Origin of the sequence: Enterococcus sp. 5B3_DIV0040, from assembly GCF_002140755.1 — a bacterium.
In the GTDB taxonomy this organism is placed as follows: domain Bacteria; phylum Bacillota; class Bacilli; order Lactobacillales; family Enterococcaceae; genus Enterococcus_D; species Enterococcus_D casseliflavus.
Window position 1 is genome coordinate 213,585 of the sequence record NZ_NGLC01000002.1, and the last position, 22,168, is coordinate 235,752.

Genomic DNA, 22,168 nt, shown 5'->3' on the forward strand with positions numbered 1-22,168 from the left:
AAAAAAAGCCGAGAGAAACTCTCGACCTTATTTTTTCTTCCGAATCATGTCTCCGACTTCCACCGGTTCTTTGACCGGCATCGTCAACAGCATCATAGGATTTGGTGCACGATCGATGGATTCACCGTCTTCATTATACATGACTTCGACGGTTTGGTGAAAGTGATGGAATCCGGGACCGTAAAATTCGATTTCATCGCCAACGGAAAAGTGGTTCCGTTGCCGAATCGTAGCTGTTTTCGTTGCCGGATCATACGCCATGACTTCCCCAATAAATTTGTATTGCGGAATTTTCCGACGCGGACCAAACAACTGCTCATTTTCACTTGGGGTATCGTAGTAAAAGCCTGAGGCAAGCTCGCGCTGCGCAACTTTCCACAGTTCATCGATCCATTCTTGTTTGCAGACATAGTTCTCTGGATCGGCCATGTAACTGTCCACGGCTGCTTTATAAACGTTCGCCACAGTTGAAACATAGTGGATCGATTTCATGCGGCCTTCGATTTTGAAACTATCCACGCCGTTTTCAATCAGATCAGGGATATGTTCGATCATCGACATATCCACGGCACTCATGGAAAACTCTTCTTCCACTGTCCCGTTTTTAGTCAAACTGTTTCGTTCCGTTGCAAAGGGCATGTCAAACAGATCATATTTCCAGCGGCAAGATTGCGAACAGCCGCCGCGATTGGCGTCTCGCATCGACATATGATTGGACAAAGTACAACGGCCAGAATAAGAAATACACATGGCGCCATGAATAAAGGCTTCGATCTCCACGCTAGTATTTTTGCGGATCTCAGCGACTTCCTCCATGGACACTTCTCGGGCGAGAACGACCCGTTCTAGGCCTTCTTCCCGCCAAAATTCCAATGTTTCATAGTTCGTGGCACTAGCTTGGGTGGACAAATGGATCGGTAGACCTGGCGCTTCTGTTGCGCAGATCTGGATCAAAGCGGGATCAGAAACGATCACTGCCGAAATACCGACATCTCGCAATTCCCGAAAGAATTCCCCTGCACCTTCTTGATTGCCCTCATGGGTCACCATGTTGGCTGCTACATAGACTTTTGCGTTGTGGGCTTTGGCAAAAGCCACCCCTTCCGCCATTTCTTCATAGGTAAAGTTTCCCGCGCGACTCCGTAGACCATAGGCATTGCCGCCGATATAGACAGCGTCAGCGCCATAGTGGATCGCTGTTTTTAATTTTTCTAACGTACCAGCTGGTGCTAACACTTCTGGTCGTTTCAATGCTTGTTTAACGGTCATTTGTTCTTGCTCCTTACTTGATATCGTCAGGATCGATGGCATAAAATCCAGTGTCCAACCCACGTTCTGCTGGATGAAGTTGGGCAACTTGTTCACTTAGCACAGTTGCTTGCTCTGCTTGCCACTTCCCACTTTCTACAAGGGCCTTGGCTTGGGCAAACAGCTTAGCAATTGCCACAAAGGCAGCCCCTCGTGTATAGATTCCGTCCAGCTTCCAGGTTTGAAAGCCTGTTGCGGCTAATTCCCCCAGCTGCAGCATCAGATTGATGTCGTTATTGGCAAAAATGTGCGTGCCGTGGCTATCTTCATAAATGGAATAGTGAGTTTCTTCTTTTTTCGGTTCAGATAAAAACAACCCACGGTCGTGGTTCTTTTCTTCCGATTGTTGGGTATAGTTATAATAATTTTGTAAAAGCGGACGCTTCGATTGGTGAATACAGGTCGCACCATAAACCAATACTTCCACAGGAATATTTAGTTGCGGTGCCATGATTTTCATTTCCTCGAAAGGAACTTCTCGCGCTAAAACGGCTGCCTTTGCTCCTTTTTGTCCCCAAAAATTGATTTGACGAGCGCTCGTTACTAAGGTTTCCCCTGCATAGATAAATGGCAAGGCACATTCTGGATTTTGCTTCATGCGGTAAATGATCCCAGGATCTCCGAGAGCGATTTGATCGGCTTGATTGGTCTTCAGAAATGCTAGGTATTCTGGAATCCGCTTCATTTTTTCTGGATGCATGATGCCATTGACTGCGATCGTCACTTTCTTTCCAGCTTCGTGGGCCATGTCGATCAGTCTGATTTGCTCTTCACGAGAAAAAGAGGCCGGTAGGCGCAGCCCGAATGTCTCTTCTCCAAAAAACAATGTATCAACATAAGGGATGAGCTGCTGTGCTTGCTCGATCGATTCCACCGTGGCGATAATCTCAACCATAATACTCCTCCTTTTTTCAACTCATTCATAGTATCACACAGCAGAATTCTTTCCAAGAGGTCTCGTTACTCTTTTTTTCACGAATATCGCTTTTTCCGTTAATCAACCGTTGTCATAAAGCTATTTAGAAGGATATTTTTTTGTGAATCATCAATCATAATTAATAGAGATCACTTGATCACTACTAGACATAGCAAGACAAAAAAGCGACGTTTCTATGGGTGCCGATTACTCGACCATAGAAACGCCGCTGCCGTTATTGGCTCGACTTAAACTTGTTGCAAGACCCGTGCTTGTCCCTCTTTGACATTGAGAGTGATCGATCCTTTGGAAGCACCAATCGTCACTTTGTCACCTAAATGAATTTGTCCTGATAGGAGTGCTTCACTTAAACGGTCTTCGACTTCTTTTTGCAATGCTCGACGAATCGGCCGTGCCCCATATTCTGGATCAAAACCAGCTTTACCGATCACATCGATGGCAGATGGCGTGATCTTCAATTGGATGTCTTGGTTGCTTAACCGTTTGATGATCGCTTTGCTCATAATCTTCACGATTTCGTGAATCTCCCCTTCACCTAAGGATTGGAAGACCACTGTTTCATCCACACGGTTCAAGAACTCTGGACGGAAGGCTTTTTTCAGCTCTTCTAAGATCCGTTTTTGCATCGCTTGGTGATCTTTCGTTAAATCAGTGACATTGAATCCAACGCTTTTTTCTTCGCGGATTTGTTGGGCACCGATATTAGAGGTCATGATCAAAATCGTGTTGCGGAAATCGACCTTCCGACCTTTGGCATCCGTCAAATGTCCATCATCTAGCACTTGCAAGAGGATATTGAAGACATCGGGATGGGCTTTTTCCACCTCGTCCAATAAGATGACGGAGTAAGGTTTTGAACGGATTTTTTCCGTCAATTGCCCACCTTCATCATAGCCGACATAGCCTGGCGGTGAACCGATCAAACGGCTCGTGCTGTATTTTTCCATAAATTCGGACATATCGACACGAACCAAGGCATCTTCACTACCAAACATCGCTTCCGCTAAGGCTTTAGCAAGCTCGGTTTTCCCGACACCAGTCGGGCCTAAGAACATGAAGGAACCAATTGGACGGTTGGGGTCTTTCAACCCACTGCGGGCGCGACGGATTGAACGAGCGACTGCTTTGACCGCTTCTTCTTGACCAACTACCCGTTGATGCAAGATCTTTTCAAGATCCAACAAGCGTTCGCTTTCTTTTTTCTCCATCTGTTGCAAAGGTACACCAGTCCATTGGGAAACGACCGTAGCAACATCTTCTGCAGTAACACTATCGGCATAGCCTGACGCTTCTTTGACTTCCATAAACGCCACTTCCGTCAGTTGTTGGGTCAATTTCTTTTCCTTGATCCGCAGACGAGCTGCTGCTTCAAAATCTTGCTGGCGAATGGCTGCTTCTTTTTCTTCGATCAAGTTAGCGATCTCGTTTTGTAGATCTGCCAATTCCGAACTTTCATCGGTTTTGTCTAGACGCACTTTGGCTGCTGATTCATCCATCAAATCGATGGCTTTATCTGGTAATTGGCGCGAATTGATGTAACGTACGGACAATTGCACAGCAGCGTGTAACGCATCATCAGAAATTTCCACCCCATGATGTTCTTCATAACGAGGACGCAAGCCCCGTAAAATTTCTTCCGCTTCTTCTGGTGTTGGTTCGTCGACTTGCACTCGGGCAAAACGGCGTTCTAACGCAGAATCTTTTTCAATGTATTTTTGGTACTCATCTAATGTCGTGGCACCGATAGTTTGCAATTCTCCACGGGCTAAGGCTGGTTTCAGGATATTCGAGGCATCAATCGCCCCTTCGGCTCCGCCGGCCCCAATCAGTGTATGCAATTCATCAATGAATAAGATGATTTGACCATCTTGATAGATCTCATCGATAATTTTTTTCATTCGGTCCTCAAATTCTCCACGGTATTTCGTTCCAGCAACTAAAGCCCCCATGTCCAGCATCATCAAACGTTTGTTTTGCATGTCTTCTGGGACTTCCCCATTGATGATTTTTTGGGCTAAGCCTTCGGCGATCGCGGTTTTCCCAACACCAGGTTCCCCAACGAGAACAGGGTTGTTTTTGGTCCGACGGCTAAGGATCTGGATCAGCCGTTTGACTTCTTTGGCACGACCGACAACAGGATCTAGTCGTTTTTCACGGGCTAATTTGGTCAAATCACGGGCTAAGGAATCCAAGGTCGGTGTTCCTTGCTGCGCTTTGGCTTGGGCTGGACGACGACGACCAGCACTTCCGTTGGTTTTGCTTTCATTGAAGCCCATTTTTTTCTTCAAAAGCTGACGCATTTTCGCGAGACTCAAGCCGAGATTCAGCATGATTCGTGAAGCCAAAATGTCTTCGTCTCTTAATAAGCCTAATAATAGATGTTCGGTACCGATTTGTGGAGCCCCTAAACGCTTGGCTTCATCCCCTGCATAAGCAAATGTATGTTTTGCTCGTGGTGAATACGCGAGATAGGCGTTTTCTGGGTATTGACGAACGGTGCCGTACCCTGTTAAATGTTCGATTTCTTCACGAATATCGTTTTCTGTGATATTCATTTCCCGTAACGTTTTGCCAGCGATCCCGTTTTGTTCAATGACCAGTGCCAATAGAATATGTTCAGAACCTACCGCTTGGTGCTTAAAGTATTTTGCTTCTTCTTGGGCGATAGCCAAAACGGCTTTCGCGCGTTGGGTGAATAATTCATCCATCTCTTTCACTTCCTGTCTTCGTAACTTAATCGTTCTAGAATTGCATGGAGCAAATCTGCTCGTGTTCTATTTTCATAAGGAGAACGTCCTAGAACTGCTTTCGCGATGACGGTCAACAATAAATTGCCTTCTCGCTTGGACAGGATTCCTTCCTCATAAAGTTTCTGGATTATTGCATACGCATCTTTTTCCGAGATGGTTTCATCGAATAGTTGATTCATTTCTTTTAAATAGTGGTGGCTGTCAGTAATTTTGACTTTCTCGATCCGAATATAGCCGCCCCCGCCGCGTTTACTTTCAACCGCATAGCCTCTTTGAACGGTAAAGCGGGTATTGATCACGTAATTTATTTGTGAGGGCACGCAGTTGAACAAATTTGCCATTTCTGCGCGACGAATCTCAATGGTTTCACTGTCTTCAAGAATTTTCTTCAAATATGCTTCAATCAAATCGGAAGTGTTGTGATGACTCAATTCATTCCCTCCCTTGACTAATTCTGACCTTCATTATACCCAATTTTTGAATCCTTGGAAAGATGTACGCTTGCACAAAAGGAAGGTCTAAAGGAAATTTTAAAGACACTTATCCCTCGCTTCAGCTTTTTTAGCTACAAAAAGAAACAAGCAGCTCGTCGGGGAACAAAAAGAAAATTCTTTGGTCCCCGACGAGCTGCTTGTTCTTCTAACATAAACGTTCGTCTTATTGCGTACTTTCTGAACTACTTTCACTCGTTGACGAGCTGCTGCTTGAGGAGGATGAGCTGCTTGACGAAGAAGAATCCTGTGGTCGAGGACCTCTGGAAACCGTCACGGTAACAGAACTTCCTACTGCTACAGAAGTACCTGCTCCGGGCGTAACGCGCACTACTTCTCCAGCAGGCACAGAGTCGTTATAATCAGATTCTTGTTCTATCGTATACTGCAGTCCTGCTTCATTCAAATCTGCTTCTGCATCGGCTTGGCTTTTGCCAACGATTCTTGGTACATTGACCATTTCTTGCCCGCTGCTGACAGTTAATGTAATGATGGTTCTGGAAGTCACAACGGACTCGCCACTCGCTGGTGCTTGACCAATGATCGTACCTTCCGGTTGGCTACTGGATTCGTAAGTGACATTGATTTGTGAGAGGCTTACCCCACGAGAAGTCAATGCTGCTCGTGCATCTGCCTCTGTCATGCCATAATAGTTGTCCATTGCGAAGCTATCTGGTCCGGAGCTGACCTTAAAGGTGATTTCATCTTCTGCTGGGGAAACTTCCCGCCCTGCTGCTGGTGATTGACTGATAATATCCCCTTCATCGACATCATCTGACGACTCTAGCTCTTCTTTGATCCTGTCTTCATCAAAGCCCAAATCGATCAACTCTTTTTTGACATCATCAAAGGAGCGACCTTCATAATCATCAAGAGTGATTTTCTTGGCTCCGCTGCTGATATAAAGAGTCACGACGGAATTCTTTTTGACTTCATTGCCTTCTGGCGGATCGGTCTTGACGACATTGCCTGCTTCGACTTCATCGTCTTCGATTTCTTCTACCTCGTCTGCCACTTGCAAACCAGCAGCTTCCAGCTCGGCACGGGCAGCTGCTTCTGTTTGACCACTGACTTCAGGAATTGCCACATCTCCCCGACCACCGCCGAATAGGAAGTAACTGCCTATGCCTAGCAGTGCGATCACCATAATGATGGGCAGCAGCAGCCACCGTTTGCGTTTTTTCTTTTTCGGCTGCGCTGGTTCTTCAGCTTGATCCGCAACCTTATCTTCTACGGGTTCTTCTACTGGCGGCGTTTCGACTTGGGCTGCTTCCACAGGAGTCAGCACTCTCGTTTCATCCATCAGAGCATGAGGTTCCCATCTCGGTTCATTGAGTCGGTCAGGAGACAACACGGTATCAAGGTCCGCTCGCATTTCATCGGCGGTTTTGTACCGATCCGCCGGTTCTTTGGCGGTCGCCTTCAATACGACGTTTTCCAGCGATTGCGGAACATTTTTGTCATAGATCCGAATCGAAGGGATCTCATCTTGGAAATGTTTCAAGGCGATCGTTACGGCTGATTCGCCATCAAAGGGTACTTTGCCCGTTAAAATTTCATAGAGAATGATTCCAATCGCATAAATATCTGATTGATTGGTGGCCATACTGCCTCGTGCTTGTTCTGGTGAAAGATAATGCACCGAGCCTAGCATCGAGTTGGTTTGGGTGATCGATGTTTCTGATAGGGCGATCGCGATCCCAAAATCGGTGATTTTCACCACGCCGTCTTCATTGATCAGCACATTCTGGGGCTTTAGGTCCCGGTGAATGATGCGGTGCTGATGGGCCAATGCCACCGCTGATAAAATTTGTTGGATGATATCAACGATCTGCAAATAAGGTACGGGATAGTGCGTTTGGATATAGCGCTTGAGATCCATCCCTTTGACATATTCCATCACCAAAAACTGCATGCCGTCTTCTTCGCCGACATCATAAACGGTTACGATGTTTGGATGAACCAGCTCAGTCGCCGCCAAGGCTTCTCGTTGAAAGCGCCGAATCGCACTTTGGTCGTTTTGGAAGTCAAAACGAAGCACTTTGATTGCCACTTCACGGTCTAAGATCAAGTCATGCGCCAAAAACACATTTGCCATTCCGCCGCTGCCGATATTGCCGATGATTTTGTATCGGCCGTTTATCTTCTTCCCAATTTCGATCATGGGCGCTCTCCTCCAACTTTAATCAATAATACCGTGATATTGTCGACACCACCGCGTTCGTTGGCTTGATCGATCAATGATTGCACTGCTTCTTCCAGCACAGGGGTTTCTTGGATCGTTGCTGTGATCTCTTCATCTGAGACCATGTTGGTCAATCCATCTGAACACAGCAGCAAATAATCCCCGTCTGCAATAAAGTGGATCGCCACATCGACTTCGACTTCGCTTGGCATACCGATCGAGCGGGTCAAAACGTTTTTGCGAGGATGATTCAAGGCCATTTCTGCCGTGATTTGTCCCGACTTCACCAATTCATTGACCAGTGAATGGTCCTCTGTGATTTGAGTCAGCACTTGATTGCGTAAAAGATAGGCACGGCTGTCCCCGACATTGGCGATCGTAAACTGGTCGCCTAATAAGGCCACAGCAATGATCGTGGTACCCATGCCGCTAAGTTCTTCTTGTTCTTGTCCTTTTTGGAAAATCACTTGGCTTTCCGCTTGGATTTTTTGGATCAGCCATTGGGCAGTTTTTTCACTGTCTGTCAGCTCTGTCTGTTCCCAAGCGGTGCCGATCTCACTGACTGCTTGACGGCTAGCGACATCTCCGGCCCGGTGGCCCCCCATGCCATCGGCAAGCAAGGCCAATGTCACATTGGCTTTATTTACATAGGTTGCTGCAAAATCTTGGTTTGTGTTGCGACGTTTGCCGACATCTGTTTGAAAACGAATCTCCAATTTCTTTCACCTCGTTACTTTTTGCGTAGACAACTGATAAAAAAGCCATCTGTCATAAAATCTTGCGGATAGATCGTCAACATATCCTCTTGAACCGCTTCGGCTGCCAGCGGTCCTACCGCAAGAGGCATTTGCTCAAATTCAGGATGGTCAGCGAGAAACGCTGCCACGACTTGTTGATTTTCTTCCGCTAGAATCGTGCATGTGCTGTAGACCATTATACCCGATTTTTTCAAGGTTGGGGCGGCACTTTCCAAAATCTCTCGCTGAATCTGCGGCAAGCGTTGGAAATCGGCTTCCGTCTTGCTGTATTTGATGTCCGGTTTACGGCGCATCAACCCTAATCCAGAACAAGGGGCATCCACTAAGATGCGATCAAATTGTTCGGGTGCAAAGGTTTGAGCCGTCTCCCGCGCATCCATCACGCGGGTCTCCACAACTGCTTCGACGCCTAAACGTTGGGCATTTTGCTGAATCAGCTTAACCTTATGGGCATGGATATCCAATGCTGTCACTTTGCCGCCCTCTGCGGCAGACAAGAAGGCAGCGATATGGGTCGTTTTGCCTCCTGGTGCTGCGCAGGCATCCAGTACTTGATGGTCTCGGGCTACTTGTAAAACGGGGGCAACCAGCATCGAACTTTCATCTTGGATCGTCAGTAAACCTTCTTTGTAGAGGGACGAGCCCGCCATAAAGCCTTTGTCAGCCACAACCCCATAGGGGGAAAGCTCACTTGGTCGTGCGTCGATGCCTTCTTCTTGCAGCCGTTCGATCGCTGCTGCTTGCGAGATGCGCTGCAGATCGATACGACCACTGGCATGATTGGGTTCAAATAGGGCATAGCCCAGCTCACTGGTTTCTTCGATCCCAATTTGTTTGACTAGTTTCTTCGTTAGCCACAGGGGCAAACTGATTTCCGTTGCTAAACGTTCCATTGGGTCTTTGATCAATGCCAAGTCTGGCACTCCTTGTCGTTGGATCGTGCGCAGGACGCCATTGACGAATTTTCCAGTTCCCGGATTGCCTTTGGCTTTCGCAATATCCACGGCTTCATGAATGATGGCATGGGCGGGTACTTTATCGAGATACAGCATCTGATACAAGGAAAGCCGCAGCAGCGTTTTGACCCACGGGTCGACTTTGCGGGCATTTTTAATAAACCGATCCAAATAATAATCCAATAAAAGCTGACGACTGATGGTGCCGTACACCAATTCAGTCAGCAAGCGACCGTCTTTGTCATTTAAACGCCCTTGATTCATCAATTCCCGCAGCAGTAGATTGGAATAAGCGCCGCCTTTTTCGATTCGCAACAACGCTTCTAGTGCCACAAAACGCACTGTATATTGTATGTCTCCAAGATTACGCTTCATAGGTACCTACCTGATCCCCTTTTTGAATCTGTTGTCCACTGCCGTTTAAGAATGCGGCAATGTCTTGTCGGCCTTTTCCAGCTGGCTGCAATTCATCGATAGCCAATACCGTGCCTTCCCCACAAGCGATCAGCAACGTTTTTTTCGTCCGTTCAATGATCGTTCCTGGTTCGGCTGTCGTCGTTTGCTCCAGCGGTGTTACTTGCCAAAGTTTCCAGCGGTTGCCATTTTGTGTCGTAAAGGCGATCGGCCATGGTCGCATGCCTCGGACTTGGGCATCGATTTGCACCGCCGTTTTCTGCCAGTCGATGGCTTCTTGTTCACGGCTGATATTTGGTGAAAAGGTGACTTTTGCTTCTTCTTGCGGGACAGGCTGCAGCTCTCCCGACAAGATTTTCGGCACAGTTTCCAGCAGCAAGTCTTTGCCTAATAGGCTCAACTTATCAAACATCGTCCCCACATCATCTTGGGCCGTGATCGGCAAACGAGCTTGAGCAAAAATACCGCCAGCATCCATTTTTTTGATCATTTCCATGATGGTTACACCCGTTTCTTGCTCACCTTCCATGATGGCATAATGCACAGGTGCTCCGCCACGGTATTTCGGCAGTAGGGACGCATGAACGTTGATAGCGCCATGCTTTGGTACTTCTAGTAAAGCACTAGGTAAAAATTGGCCGAAAGCTGCCGTGATCAGCAGATCAGGTGCTAAAGCTTGAATCTGCTCCATTTCTGGTGACCCACTGATTTTTTCTGGTTGTAAAACCAACAAGCCATGCTTCATCGCCGCTTCTTTAACGGGGGTCGGAGTGATGGTTTTTTTGCGACCGACGGGACGATCCGGCTGTGTCACGACTGCTGCCACTTCATAGCCGGCTTCAAGCAAGCCTTCTAAAATTGGGACGGAAAACGCCGGGGTACCCATAAAGACGATTTTAGTCATTTTCATGTTCCTCCATATACTTTTCTAAGTCTTCTTCAGGAATGCGTTCGACGAGCTTGTCGACAAACAGCACGCCATTTAAATGATCGATCTCATGCTGCATCGCACGCGCCAAGTAGCCGAATGCTTCCACTTCCATTTCCTCTCCTTCTCGGTCGAAATAGCGGACAGTGATCTCGTCTGCTCGTTTGACGGTCCCAAAGGTGTGGGGAATACTCAAGCAGCCTTCCACATCAAGGGATTCACCAGAAGAAGCGATGATCTCAGGGTTGATCATTTCAAAGCGGTCGTCTTCTTCGACTTCCACGATCGCCACTTGCAGGTTTTTGCCGACTTGCGGTGCGGCAATACCGATCCCGTCGTGGGCGACCATCGTTTCATAAAGGTCGTCTAGTAGCTGAACGAGCTCATCGGTAATAACTTTGACGGGTTTTGCTTGCCGACGAAGACGTTCATCGGGGGTGATAATAATAGGATAACGCATATTTTCTCCTCTAAATAAAATTCAACGGCTCTTGGTCAATCGACACGTACAATCCTTTGCGCTGATCGATTTGACTTTGATCCAACAGACGGGTCAACAAAGCAGGTAGCTGCGGTTCATTTTTGTATTTAATGATCAATTGGTAGTAATAACGGTTTTTCACCCGTAAAATCGCACTGGGTGCCGGCCCCAACAAAATACTCTGCGGTGACAGCTCCTGCTGCAGATCCCGCGCGATCGCAAACATCTTCTGAGCTGCGACTTGCTCTTCGGGATGGCTGCAGGTGATTTTGACGGTGAAATAATACGGTGGATAGCCGCTTTGGTGCCGCATCCACATCTCTTTTTGATAGAAATCTTCGTAATCTTGCGACTGCGCCAATTGGATGGCGTAGTGCTCAGGGTTGAATGTTTGGATCACCACTTCGCCGGTTTTTTCCGCCCGACCTGCTCGACCACTGACCTGAGTCAACAGCTGGAACGTCCGTTCACTTGAACGAAAATCTGGCAAATTCAAGGCGGTATCGGCATTCAAGACCCCTACCAGTGTGATATCAGGGAAATCCAAGCCTTTGGCGATCATTTGAGTCCCTAACAAAATATCCGCTTTTTTCTCCCCAAACAAGGTCAAGATTTTTTCATGGGCGCCTTTTTTGCGGGTGGTATCGACATCCATCCGTAAGACCCGCGCTTCGGGAAACAGTTCCTTCAACTCTTCTTCCACTTTTTGCGTACCCGTTCCGTAATAACGAATCTTGTCTGCATTGCAGTTGGGGCAACGATGGGGGATGTGTTCTTCATGTCCGCAATAATGACAACGCATCGTTTTGGTATCCATATGCAGCGTCAAGGAGATGTCGCAATTTGGGCAAGGCAAAACATACCCGCAATCGCGGCACATCACGAAGGAAGAGTAGCCGCGCCGATTCAGCAGCAAGACGATCTGTTCTTTGCGGGCCAAGCGGTCTGTAATTTTTTCCTGTAACGGACGAGAAAAGGTTTGATACTTTTTATTGGCAAATTCGGTACGCATATCCACGACTTCGATCTGCGGTAATTGCGCACTGGTTTTTGCCCGCTGATTCAATTTCAATAAGCGGTAGACTTCTTTTTGCGCCCGGGCACGAGATTCCAATGACGGCGTCGCACTGCCTAACACCACTGGACAGTGATGGTACTGGCTGCGCCAAATCGCTAAATCTCTCGCATGGTAACGAGGGGCTTCATCTTGCTTGTAGGAGGCTTCGTGCTCCTCATCGACGATGATGACCCCGATGTTTTTCAACGGAGCAAAAATCGCCGAGCGGGCGCCAACCACCACCTGCGCCTCCCCGCGTTCGATCTTACGCCATTCATCGTATTTTTCACCTTGGGACAAGCCGCTGTGTAAAACAGCCACTGCGTCGCCGAGACGGCTTTTAAAGCGTTCGACCATTTGCGGGGTCAATGCGATCTCTGGCACGAGCATGATCGCGGTTTTGCCTTGTTTCAGCAATTGGGCGATCGCTTGCAGATAGACTTCTGTTTTTCCACTGCCGGTGATCCCTTCCAGTAAAAAAGTCTGTGCCTCTTGGTTATCCGCACAAGCAGTGATTTGCGCTACTGCAGCTGCCTGTTCTTCATTTAATTCAAGCGGGACCGTTTTTTGAAATTGACGGTCTTTATAAGGATCACGGTAGGCTTCAACTTCCGTAAAGGTCAGCCAACCAGCTTCTTGCGCTTGGTTCAAAGCCGCGGTGGAAATCCCTTGTTCGGTAAAAAAGGAAACCGGCAAGCGGGCTTCCTCTGTCAAAATCTGTAAGATTTCCAGCTTGCGTTTGGACCCTTTGCGCAGCTGTTGCTGGACGGCGGGGATTTCTGCTGGATCGATCTTGCGTTCAATGTAACGGGTCATTTTCGCTTTGTTTTTATTTTTCACGAGATACTGCAATTCAACTACTGCGGCTTCCCGCAAAGGCTTCAACTGCGGCAACAGCCCTGCACTTTCGGCGTCTTGCCAGCTGAGGATGCCGTTTTCGGGAAAATATTCTTTGATGGGATGATTTCCTTCCAGCAAAACGATCTGCTTTTGGTACTCGGCTTTCATCACACTAGGCAGCATCGTCTGCAAGCAAGTGATCTTAAAGGCAAAGGTCGTTTCCTTCATGTAGTCGGCTAATTGGAGAAGTTCTTCATTGACGACAGGCGACAAATCCAACAAACGAACGATTGGTTTTAAGGTCTGCTGCGTTTCGGCAACTTCTGAAAGGCCGACGACGAACCCTTGGATATGGCGGTCGCCCTTGCCAAATGGCACTTCGACCCGCATCCCTGTCTCAATGGCGGCTTGTAATTCTGATGGGATCAGATAGGTAAAAGGCTGATCGGTCTGCATCGTGGGAACATCCACGATCACTTCTGCTATGTACGCCATTTCTTCTCCTCCTACTACAATATATTTATAGGTTATAAGGCACTACTAGTATCATTAGTAATCCCTTTGATCTATCATGTTGCTTAAGCTGTTAGAATGAGAGGGCAATGGTCGGGCATTCTCCTCCTTGGACTTTACGTCCGTAAAAAAGTCTGCCAACCAGCTGCTCATTCACAGCGTTCGTTTTATGCAGGTTGAACTGCTGTTTCCCAGTACGTTCGTGTCACACCCCAGTAGATTGAATCGGCAATGTGTTTATGCTGGCTTTCCATTGCGAATAATCTGAAGGAGCTGATCATCTTGAACGCAGTAGGTATTGATGTTGCTAAAAGTAAAAGTGTTGTTTCGATCATTCGACCTTTCGGTGAAGTGATTTCTAGCCCTTTTGAACTCTGCCATACTTCTAGAGACATTGATGAATTTATTCATTCTCTTTCCAAACTTGAAGGAGAGGTTAGAATCGTCATGGAGTACACAGGCCGCTATCACGAGCCTGTCGCTCATTGGCTTACCGATGCGGGTTTTTATGTCAGTTTGGTCAATCCAAAACTCATTAAAGATTTTGGAAACAATTCCCTTCGTAAAGTGAAATCTGACAAAAAGGATGCCGTCAAAATCGCTCGTTATGCGCTTGACAACTGGAATGACCTGCGACAGTATAACCTTATGGATAAGACAAGAGACCAACTAAAAATCATGAACCGACAGTTTGATTTTTACATGAAACATAAAACAGCTCTCAAAAATAATCTCATTTCTCTTTTAGATCAAACGTTTCCTGGGGCGAATACTTTTTTTACCAGCCCTGTTCGAAAAGACGGCAGTCAAAAATGGGTTGATTTTGTCACCTCTTTTTGGCATGTCGACTGTGTTCGGAAAGGCTCTCTGGCTGCTTTCACTGAACGTTATCAGAAGTTCTGTACGCGTAAAGGCTACGACTTTCACCCAGAGAAACCAGTACAAATCTTTGAAGCCTCTAAAAAGTTGATTGCTCTTTTACCGAAAGATAAACGGACAAAAGGTCTGATTATGCAAGCGATTGAGCAGTTAAATACTCTTTCTAGGACTGTTGAGCAGTTGCGCCTACAGATGGATCATACAGCTGCGCAATTGCCAGAATATCCGATAGTCATGGCTATGAAAGGCGTGGGCCCATCATTAGGACCACAACTGATGGCGGAGATTGGCGATATTCGACGGTTTTCTCATCGAGGTGCTTTGACTGCTTTTGCAGGAGTAGATCCTGGTGTGAATCAATCCAGCAGCTATAATCAGAAAAGTGTCCGAACTTCCAAACGCGGATCTGCTCAACTACGTAAATCACTGTTTCAGGTAATGGACGTTTTAGTGAAAACTTCGCCTGAAACGGATCCGGTTTACGCATTTATTTCTAAGAAGCGAGCAGAGGGAAAACCGTACTACGTTTACATGACTGCGGGTGCGAACAAGTTTCTACGCATCTACTACGGACGAGTAAAAGAGTACCTTGCATCACTTCCAGGTGAGGATTGATCTTAGTTTTTAAGCATAAGTCGAAACCAGCGATAATCGGTGGTTCTATTTGTCATGCCTTCAATTCAGATAAATCTTTATTCATTTTCCTCTTGACTTTTTATTTGCAGGCTTTTAGGTTCTATTTTACTAAATGGGTGGGGGTTTGTCTGTACCCCTTACAAAAATTTAACCATCATCATTCAAAAGAAAAAGCCAGAACACAGGCGTGCTCTAGCTTGCTTTTGTCTATAGCTTTTGTTCGTCGCGGATACGCGCTTCTAATTCTTTTTGTTCTTGGTCTTTTTGCGCTTTGCGCTCTTCTTGTTCCATTTTCAAGCGGGCACGCTTGATTTCTGGATGCGGATCATTAACGACTAATTCCGCTTCGATTTCTTCAAGTGCTTGACCCACGCTTTTCACTGAATCAAAGTTTTCTAGTGTTGCTTGCGCACCGGCATCAAGTTCATGCGCCCGTTTGCTTGCTAAGATCACTAATGAATATTTTGAATTGACACGATCCAACAAAGAATCGATTGAAGGTTTTAACATCATATTTCTTACAGCTCCTCTAACATTTTGATATAGGTTCCGATCACTCGGTCAACGCGAAAATGTTCACTTGAAATAATTTCGCGAATTCGTTGGACTGCCTTAGGTACTTCATCATTGACAACGGCATAATCATATAAAGCCATCATTTCGATTTCTTCACGGGCGACACGCATCCGTTCATCGATCACTTCGGCAGAGTCGGTTCCTCTTCCTGTAATACGAGAGCGTAATTCTGCCAGATCAGGTGGCGTCAGAAAAATAAACACACCATCGGGAACTTTGTCTTTTACTTGTTTTGCCCCTTGCACTTCGATCTCTAAAAACACATCTTTTCCTTGATCCAGTGTCTGTTGGACATAAGATAATGGGGTTCCATAATAATTGCCGACATATTCGGCGTATTCCAGCATTTCACCGGCTTCGATCAAGGCTTCAAATTCTTCACGCGTGCGGAAATAGTAATCGACCCCTTCCACTTCCCCCTCGCGTTTTTGACGAGTGGTCATTGAAACGGAATATTGAAAATCGTTGTCGTCACTCTCAAAAATTGCTTTGCGCACGGTCCCTTTCCCTACTCCGGAAGGTCCTGATAAAACTATAAGTAATCCTCGCTCTGACATAATGACGTCCTTTCACTGACATTTGCTTAACGTCTATTTTGCACTTTTTTTCAGCAACTTTCAAGAACTACTTTATTATAATGGGAATTTCATGAAATTGCTAGTCTACACTTTGGCCGCTTTCTTAAAAGCCCATGTTGCTTAAGGTATTGATGACCCCTGCCAATTCGTCTTTAGCGGTGATCGCTTTTTCAGTAGGATCCGTCACTTCTTGGCAATCGATACGTACGATGTACCGACGATTTAAAGAAACAGCTACGCCATCAACTAATAGATGGAGAAAATCTGGCTCGATGGCTACGCAAGCATCTTCCCACGCAGAGAAATTCTCTTTGTCAGAAGGAATACTGCGCTTGATGACATTTTTTCCGCTTAGTTCGTGAAAGGTGATATCGTAATATTTCATTGGTTCATTCCTCCTACTCGATGTTTTGAACTTGTTCTCTGATTTTTTCAATGATCGTCTTCATTTGGACGACACTGTTTTTGATTTGGATCGGACTTGATTTTGAGCCAATCGTATTGACTTCTCGGTTCATCTCTTGAATCAAGAAATCCAGCTCTCGACCTATCGGTGTCTCAGCTGCCAGCAGCTCCGTCATCGTCGTTAAATGGATACTTAAACGATCCAGTTCTTCGTGGATATCGCCGCGTTCTAATAAAATCGCTAACTCTGTCAGTAAACGATCGCGATCGACTTCTTCCCCTAAATAAGCAGTCAGTTTCTTTTCAAAGCGTTCTTGGTAGTCCGCCTCATAGAGGGCCACGAATTGTTTGAGTTCTGTCAGCTTTTCCTGCAGCTGTCGCTGGTTTTCTTGCAAGATCTGCAAAATACCTTGCCCTTCCACCCAGCGGCTTTGATCGATCGCTGCCAGCGCTTGATCTAATGCTTCCATCACGCCATCGGCCAAGGTGCTTTCTTCTGGCTCTTGATCAGAGATCGTTAGAAAGGCCTCATGGAGCAGGAATTGTTCTAGCAATGCTGCTTTTGGCAGCTCTGCTAGGTCAAAACGGTCTTTGGCTTCGGTATCGATCTCCTGCATGAAACGTTCCAGCAAGTCCCATTGGATCTCGATCTGTTTCGTATTTGTGGTTTTTTCTTTTAACGTCACATACAATTCGATTCGTCCTCGCTGGAGGGTCTGCTTGATCGACTGCCGTAAAGCACCTTCTAGAGGATTCAATTGTTTGGGCATTCGCAGCTGCAGGTCCAAAAAGCGCTGATTGACACTTTTGATCTCAATTTCGATCTGCACATCTGGCGTTTCTGCACTGCCTTTGCCAAAACCAGTCATACTTTTCATTTGATCACTCCTCACCGTTTTGCTTTCTTACATGGAAAGCAGGGCTTTTTTAAGTTCTGCAAATTCTTCATTGGATAAGGTCACGCCTTTGCCCATCTTTTCGTGCTCTGGGCCCCAATCTCTCAGATCAAATTTTGGCGGACGCCCATTCCAGCTCACCAAATTCAATTCTTTGCGCCAGCCTCTTTGATTTTCCGAAAGCACGGCGATCTCTTCAACGATTTCATACGAAAATTTATCCATTTTCTGCTCCTTTCAAAAGATAGTGACTATACGCTGCCATTAAAGCGGTCAGCGGGTAACGCCGACGAATCTGCTGAAGGGCGGGCAGATTCAATTGCTGCGTCCGATAAAAAAAGAAAAAGCGGTTTTGCTCGGACAAGACAAAAAAACGGTCGCGATAATAGCTCAGCCACTCGGTGATCGACCAGGCATCGGCTTCTTCCACTGCCTTTAGCGCAATTTTTTCAGCTAAAGCCGTTAGAATCGTTTCCTCCTCATAAATCACCGTAGGCGCTAGATACAATACTTTCGCGGTACACTCTATCAGTATACGCCCCCACTGCTCAAATGGCACATCCTGTTGATAGAATTTACGCATTTTTTTCCAAAATTCTTTTTTCTTTAGTTCCTGATAAAGCAGCGGGTCTGTCTGGCGCAGCTCTTTCAAAAAGCCCCGCCATAACGGCTGAAAATCAACCGTCCTTTCAAAGGTATACCAATGGCCTTGGTATTTGCCGAACACTTTCAAGGTTTCCAAATAGCCTAAGGTCATATTATCCAGCGAACGCTGGGCATCAAAAACCAAAAAGCTGCCTAAGGACCAAGGAGACCCCAACGAAAGCTGCGCAGTTTCTTCCGTCACAACCGTCCTTTTATTGATGCCAGGTCCTTGGACATCCACGGTGATACATTCCGTTGCCCCTTGCTGGACAGCGACATCGATGGGCAGGTTGTTGCGGTAGCCGCCATCGATGTAATAAGCGTCGTTAATTTTTTGCGCCTGCATCGCTGGATAAAATGAAGCGGATGCCAACAACCAATGCAGATTTTCCTCTACTGCGGATGGATCAAAGGCATAAACCGTCTCCTTGAAATCGGGCAGACGAGTCGTACAGATCAGCAAGCGACAAGCAGTTTGGCTGAATTTTTCTTGATCAAAGGTCTTTTGCAAAAGCTTTGCCAACGGTTCGGTACTGGCACCGTTGCTTTTGACCGCTTCGCGGACCAGCGAATTGGCTTGATTCATCAAATCTCGCAGCGTTTGGGCACGTACCGAAGCAAGCGGATAGTGCAATACTTGCTCGTTAGAGATATTTGCCCATAAATCGACGGCCGCTTCCACATCGTTCATTAAAATCAAGGCGCCATTCAAGGCACCGACGGAAGTTCCCGTGATCCATTTAAAGGTGATGCCCCGTTCTTGCAGCGCTTGCCAAACACCGATTTGATACGCCCCGTGAGCACCGCCACCGCCTAAAACCAGCGCCGTCTGATAAGCTAGCGCTTTTTGATACCCTTGAGGGACCACCTGATACCCTTGCTGGATAAACCACTCAGCCAAGGGGGTTCGATGAGGAAGCTGCCACAAGACAGCTGCTACAAAACGACTGCGAGCAAAGCTTTCTGTCACGGCTAGCAGTTGTTTCCAAGTAAAATCGGCGGCTGCTTCCACCAGCAGATTGGTGATAGTCAGTGTCTTTTGGTCAAAATCAAACTGCCCAGCAAAGTAAAAACGTCCGTAACGGCTGTCGATCTGCCAGCCCTGCTGCGCTATATCGGCTAGAAAGGCTCGTCGCGCTTTTGAATGCGACTCAAAAAAGGAAAAGACGAGTCGGCTTTCTTGAAACCCTGCCCTTTGTGCAAGAAAATCGATCGAAGTCAGTTTTTTCACTTTCATCAAGACGCCTCCTCAAGCAAAAAAGAATAGACGAATGACACGCCAGCTGCCGTACCACTCGAGCTATTCTTTTGATTAAAATGTTCGTTGTGCCATGTTGAATGCCGCCAGCATCTCATCCGTTGCTTCGTCGACAGGCGTTACAGATTCCAGATCCCCTTGGATCACACGACGGGTGACACCGCCCATTTCGCCACAGGTGATCAGCGTGATCATTTTACGGCCTTCCACTTCGTCAAGCAAATAGACATCGGTCGGGTCGACCCGCACAGAAGAAGTCGCGGTATACGTGTAAATATTTTCCAGATCGGTCACATAGATAGCCGCTCCGATGGCGACATCATCCAATGGCGTAAACAAAAGCTCTGGCGATTGAGCGCGATGGCTGGCTAGTGCGTAATTGCGTTCCCCCATTTTTTGGGTGGGACTTAACGTACCAGCACCATACAGCAAGGCCTCGTTGGCCAAGCCTTTAAAAATCGGCAGATTGATCCCCACACTAGGAACCGCCACGCCGCCGATCACTGGCAAGGCTTTGTTGCTCAGCTGCGCCCGTAAGACTGCTTCTGAACTCGCCGGCTCCACGGCATCAAAATCAAAGGTCGCTTCCGCTTCCATATTTTTTTCCACATCACTGCGATCAATGGTGCCGACTGCGTAAGCTTCACCTGTTTGCTTAATAAAATAATTTTTGATTTGATTATTAAAAATCAATGCTAAACCAATCAATAACAGCAAAAGCAAAAAGAGATTGCTCAGCCAATTCGAAAGTCTGCGTTTCTTTTTTCTCATAGGTTTTCGTCTCCATTAGTTTCTTCTTTTATCATACCAAAATCCTCATAAAGACGCCAATTTTGGCCAGTTTTTTTACGAAAAGACAAGATTTGCCTTTTTTTGTCGAAAAAGGGAACTTAAAAATTGTTTTTTCTGTTATTTTGTAATATAACTTTAAACGAAAAGATACAAGCAATTTTCAGCGCTTTGTTGTAGAATGAACTTAGTATATAGGAGGGATCGATCGGCATGTCTAACACGATTTACGTACATATTGATACAACCAGCAATGCCGTCTTGACCCGCGGGCTTGCCCCCCAAGATTTTAACAAGAGCATCGTCCATCAGCCCAAGAATTTGCTCTTACTTGATCCTTCCAGTGATTTCGGCGAATTCGACGGTCATACAGGCTTAAAAGTGATACGCGGAATGGAAGACGTCCAACTGTTTTTTCAGCAGATCAACAAAGGTCGTGTTGCCGAAGAAATGAAGTGGATCGATTTTAATGATTACGAGATGGTCAAAGAATTGACGCCTTTAGAGATCTCCGAGTTGTTATATTTTGGCCACATGAAGACACACCTCCACTCCCCTTTCTTTTACAAACTGCAAAATAACTTTGTTTTCTTTGACTTAAAAGATGCACGTTCCCGCGTTTATTATCGCTATTTAGATGAATATTATCGGATCTTGGCGGATCGGATCACCCGCATCGTCTTAGAAAAAATCAATGATCGCCTCTCCTTTTTTAAAAAAGCAACACCGGTGGAAAAGCTCGATTTTAATTTGCTGAAAGAATTGCGGGGAATCATGCAAGAAGGCATCGTCTTTTGTCTGACACAAGAACAATTGATCGACAGAACCTATACGATCCCGATCTATCTGTCAGAAGATGCTGGCTTAAAAAACACGCTGGTCAATCAAAAAGAGCTGGATCAAATCGCTGTTTTACGCTATTCAGCCAGCAAAAAAAGCTGGTCGTTGGAAATCGACCAAGAAGATCTAGCGTTTGGCTTTATCGACAAAAAAATGTCTTGATGCTTCTCTTTCTCAAAGAGCATCAAGACATTTTTTGATGGTTCCATTTCTAAAACTAAGCTTTCGGGACAAATAATTTCGGGGCTGCCTTGACTAAGAGACCTAGGACGACCCCTACATAAACGATATTGATAATGACCGATGTCCCATTGAAGATCAAGGAATACAGATACGGACTTTGTCCTGGCGGTGCATACATTCCCCAGACAAAGACCCCAGCCCAATAATGCCAAAACCAACGGCTGATCACCGCCACGATGCCCCCTAAGACGACATACCACGTAACGGTTTTGCTGTTTTGACGGATCGCTTGCTGGATTTTATTAGCAAACAAGCCGCCCATCCCGCCAAAAGCAAAGGCAAAGGGGTATTCAAAGATGATCTGTGGAACGGTGATAAAGTTACGCATGGCGCTACCAATCAAAATATTCAGCAAGCCCCACATAAATCCAGCCGTCATTCCCGGCAGCACTCCGCGACGATACGAATACAAGACCAAGGGCACGAGACCTAGAGACAAGTCGATACTGGAATTGGCTGTCTGGATCGGGATATACGACAAGACGACCCCAATTGCAGCGATCATCGTTCCTTCCGTCCACACCTGCAGCGACATTTTTCGTTTCAAAAAAAACTCCTCCTTTAGAATCATCACAATTCACAAAGGAGAAGTGTTGGACACTTCAACTCGTCACAATTCCTACGTTCGCATGATCGAAACAGGTACGAAGGGTTTAGAGTACTCTCATTCTCAGCCTTTGCAGACTCCCCTTTGTGATTAGATTCTATTTTATTTTTTGCTTGCATTTCGCAAGTCACTTTCAAGAATACCATAAATTGGTGAAAAGAAACATGACTGCGATCGTTTTTTCTAAAAACATCCTGA

20 protein-coding genes and 1 riboswitch are annotated in these 22,168 nt (G+C 46.3%); of the genes, 2 read left to right on the forward strand and 18 right to left on the reverse strand.

Annotated elements, in window-relative coordinates; all coding sequences use genetic code 11:
• Positions 1-27: 27 nt before the first annotated feature.
• From A5883_RS13265 to priA, 10 genes are all read right to left on the reverse strand, one after another.
• Positions 28-1,269 (reverse strand): peptidase U32 family protein, encoded by a 1,242-nt coding sequence (locus A5883_RS13265; RefSeq protein ID WP_008381725.1) that lies wholly within the window; start codon positions 1,267-1,269, stop codon positions 28-30.
• A gap of 13 nt (positions 1,270-1,282) precedes the next feature.
• Positions 1,283-2,203 (reverse strand): peptidase U32 family protein, encoded by a 921-nt coding sequence (locus A5883_RS13270; protein WP_086338831.1) that lies wholly within the window; start codon positions 2,201-2,203, stop codon positions 1,283-1,285.
• Positions 2,204-2,472: 269 nt separating this feature from the next.
• On the reverse strand, positions 2,473-4,953 hold the full coding sequence (locus A5883_RS13275) for an ATP-dependent Clp protease ATP-binding subunit (RefSeq protein ID WP_010748867.1): 2,481 nt from the start codon (positions 4,951-4,953) through the stop codon (positions 2,473-2,475).
• A 5-nt stretch (positions 4,954-4,958) separates the two neighbouring features.
• Positions 4,959-5,426, reverse strand: coding sequence for a CtsR family transcriptional regulator (locus tag A5883_RS13280; RefSeq protein WP_005230319.1), 468 nt, complete (start codon positions 5,424-5,426; stop codon positions 4,959-4,961).
• Between the two features lie 226 nt (positions 5,427-5,652).
• Entirely contained in the window at positions 5,653-7,650 is a 1,998-nt protein-coding gene (gene pknB, locus A5883_RS13285) for a Stk1 family PASTA domain-containing Ser/Thr kinase (protein WP_086338832.1), read from the reverse strand.
• Positions 7,647-8,387: a Stp1/IreP family PP2C-type Ser/Thr phosphatase gene (locus tag A5883_RS13290; protein ID WP_005230317.1), complete on the reverse strand. Its 741-nt coding sequence runs from the start codon at positions 8,385-8,387 to the stop codon at positions 7,647-7,649. Before A5883_RS13290 ends, pknB begins: the two co-directional genes overlap by 4 nt.
• Before the next feature lie 14 nt (positions 8,388-8,401).
• Complete coding sequence (gene rsmB, locus A5883_RS13295) at positions 8,402-9,760, reverse strand: 16S rRNA (cytosine(967)-C(5))-methyltransferase RsmB (protein WP_015510616.1); 1,359 nt, start codon at positions 9,758-9,760, stop codon at positions 8,402-8,404.
• Positions 9,750-10,703, reverse strand: coding sequence for a methionyl-tRNA formyltransferase (gene fmt, locus A5883_RS13300; RefSeq protein WP_086338833.1), 954 nt, complete (start codon positions 10,701-10,703; stop codon positions 9,750-9,752). The genes rsmB and fmt overlap by 11 nt, the downstream gene beginning before the upstream one ends.
• Positions 10,696-11,187 carry a peptide deformylase gene (gene def, locus A5883_RS13305; RefSeq protein WP_005230314.1) on the reverse strand — a complete coding sequence of 164 codons (492 nt, stop codon included), beginning with the start codon at positions 11,185-11,187 and terminating at the stop codon, positions 10,696-10,698. The genes fmt and def overlap by 8 nt, the downstream gene beginning before the upstream one ends.
• A 10-nt stretch (positions 11,188-11,197) precedes the next feature.
• Positions 11,198-13,600: a primosomal protein N' gene (gene priA / locus A5883_RS13310; protein ID WP_086338834.1), complete on the reverse strand. Its 2,403-nt coding sequence runs from the start codon at positions 13,598-13,600 to the stop codon at positions 11,198-11,200.
• Between the two features lie 300 nt (positions 13,601-13,900).
• Between priA and A5883_RS13315 the strand changes: the two genes are divergently transcribed.
• Positions 13,901-15,112 (forward strand): IS110 family transposase, encoded by a 1,212-nt coding sequence (locus A5883_RS13315; protein WP_176323941.1) that lies wholly within the window; start codon positions 13,901-13,903, stop codon positions 15,110-15,112.
• Positions 15,113-15,340: 228 nt separating this feature from the next.
• Here the strand turns inward: A5883_RS13315 and rpoZ are convergent, their stop codons facing one another.
• The 7 genes from rpoZ to A5883_RS13350 all read right to left on the reverse strand — a co-directional run bounded on the left by rpoZ (position 15,341) and on the right by A5883_RS13350 (position 20,262).
• Positions 15,341-15,646, reverse strand: coding sequence for a DNA-directed RNA polymerase subunit omega (gene rpoZ / locus A5883_RS13320; protein ID WP_005232977.1), 306 nt, complete (start codon positions 15,644-15,646; stop codon positions 15,341-15,343).
• Positions 15,647-15,651: 5 nt separating this feature from the next.
• Positions 15,652-16,266, reverse strand: coding sequence for a guanylate kinase (gene gmk / locus A5883_RS13325; RefSeq protein ID WP_005230308.1), 615 nt, complete (start codon positions 16,264-16,266; stop codon positions 15,652-15,654).
• A gap of 124 nt (positions 16,267-16,390) precedes the next feature.
• Positions 16,391-16,672 (reverse strand): hypothetical protein, encoded by a 282-nt coding sequence (locus A5883_RS13330; protein ID WP_005230307.1) that lies wholly within the window; start codon positions 16,670-16,672, stop codon positions 16,391-16,393.
• Positions 16,673-16,685: 13 nt separating this feature from the next.
• Positions 16,686-17,570: a YicC/YloC family endoribonuclease gene (locus tag A5883_RS13335; RefSeq protein ID WP_010748861.1), complete on the reverse strand. Its 885-nt coding sequence runs from the start codon at positions 17,568-17,570 to the stop codon at positions 16,686-16,688.
• A gap of 27 nt (positions 17,571-17,597) precedes the next feature.
• A complete protein-coding gene (locus A5883_RS13340; protein ID WP_005230288.1) occupies positions 17,598-17,813 on the reverse strand; it encodes a YdbC family protein in 216 nt (71 codons plus the stop codon).
• Positions 17,806-19,470: a patatin-like phospholipase family protein gene (locus A5883_RS13345; protein ID WP_086338835.1), complete on the reverse strand. Its 1,665-nt coding sequence runs from the start codon at positions 19,468-19,470 to the stop codon at positions 17,806-17,808. The genes A5883_RS13340 and A5883_RS13345 overlap by 8 nt, the downstream gene beginning before the upstream one ends.
• Before the next feature lie 75 nt (positions 19,471-19,545).
• Positions 19,546-20,262 (reverse strand): class A sortase, encoded by a 717-nt coding sequence (locus A5883_RS13350; RefSeq protein WP_086338836.1) that lies wholly within the window; start codon positions 20,260-20,262, stop codon positions 19,546-19,548.
• 231 nt (positions 20,263-20,493) lie between these two features.
• On the opposite strand from A5883_RS13350, the gene A5883_RS13355 reads away from it, so the two are divergent.
• Positions 20,494-21,282, forward strand: a complete 789-nt coding sequence (locus A5883_RS13355; protein ID WP_005230281.1) for a hypothetical protein — start codon at positions 20,494-20,496, stop codon at positions 21,280-21,282.
• Positions 21,283-21,337: 55 nt separating this feature from the next.
• Here the strand turns inward: A5883_RS13355 and thiT are convergent, their stop codons facing one another.
• The gene (gene thiT, locus A5883_RS13360) at positions 21,338-21,910 is read right to left on the reverse strand and encodes an energy-coupled thiamine transporter ThiT (RefSeq protein ID WP_280517189.1); all 573 of its coding nucleotides are present in this window, start codon (positions 21,908-21,910) and stop codon (positions 21,338-21,340) included.
• Positions 21,911-21,962: 52 nt separating this feature from the next.
• Positions 21,963-22,064: riboswitch (TPP riboswitch) on the reverse strand.
• Between the last annotated feature and the right edge of the window lie 104 nt (positions 22,065-22,168).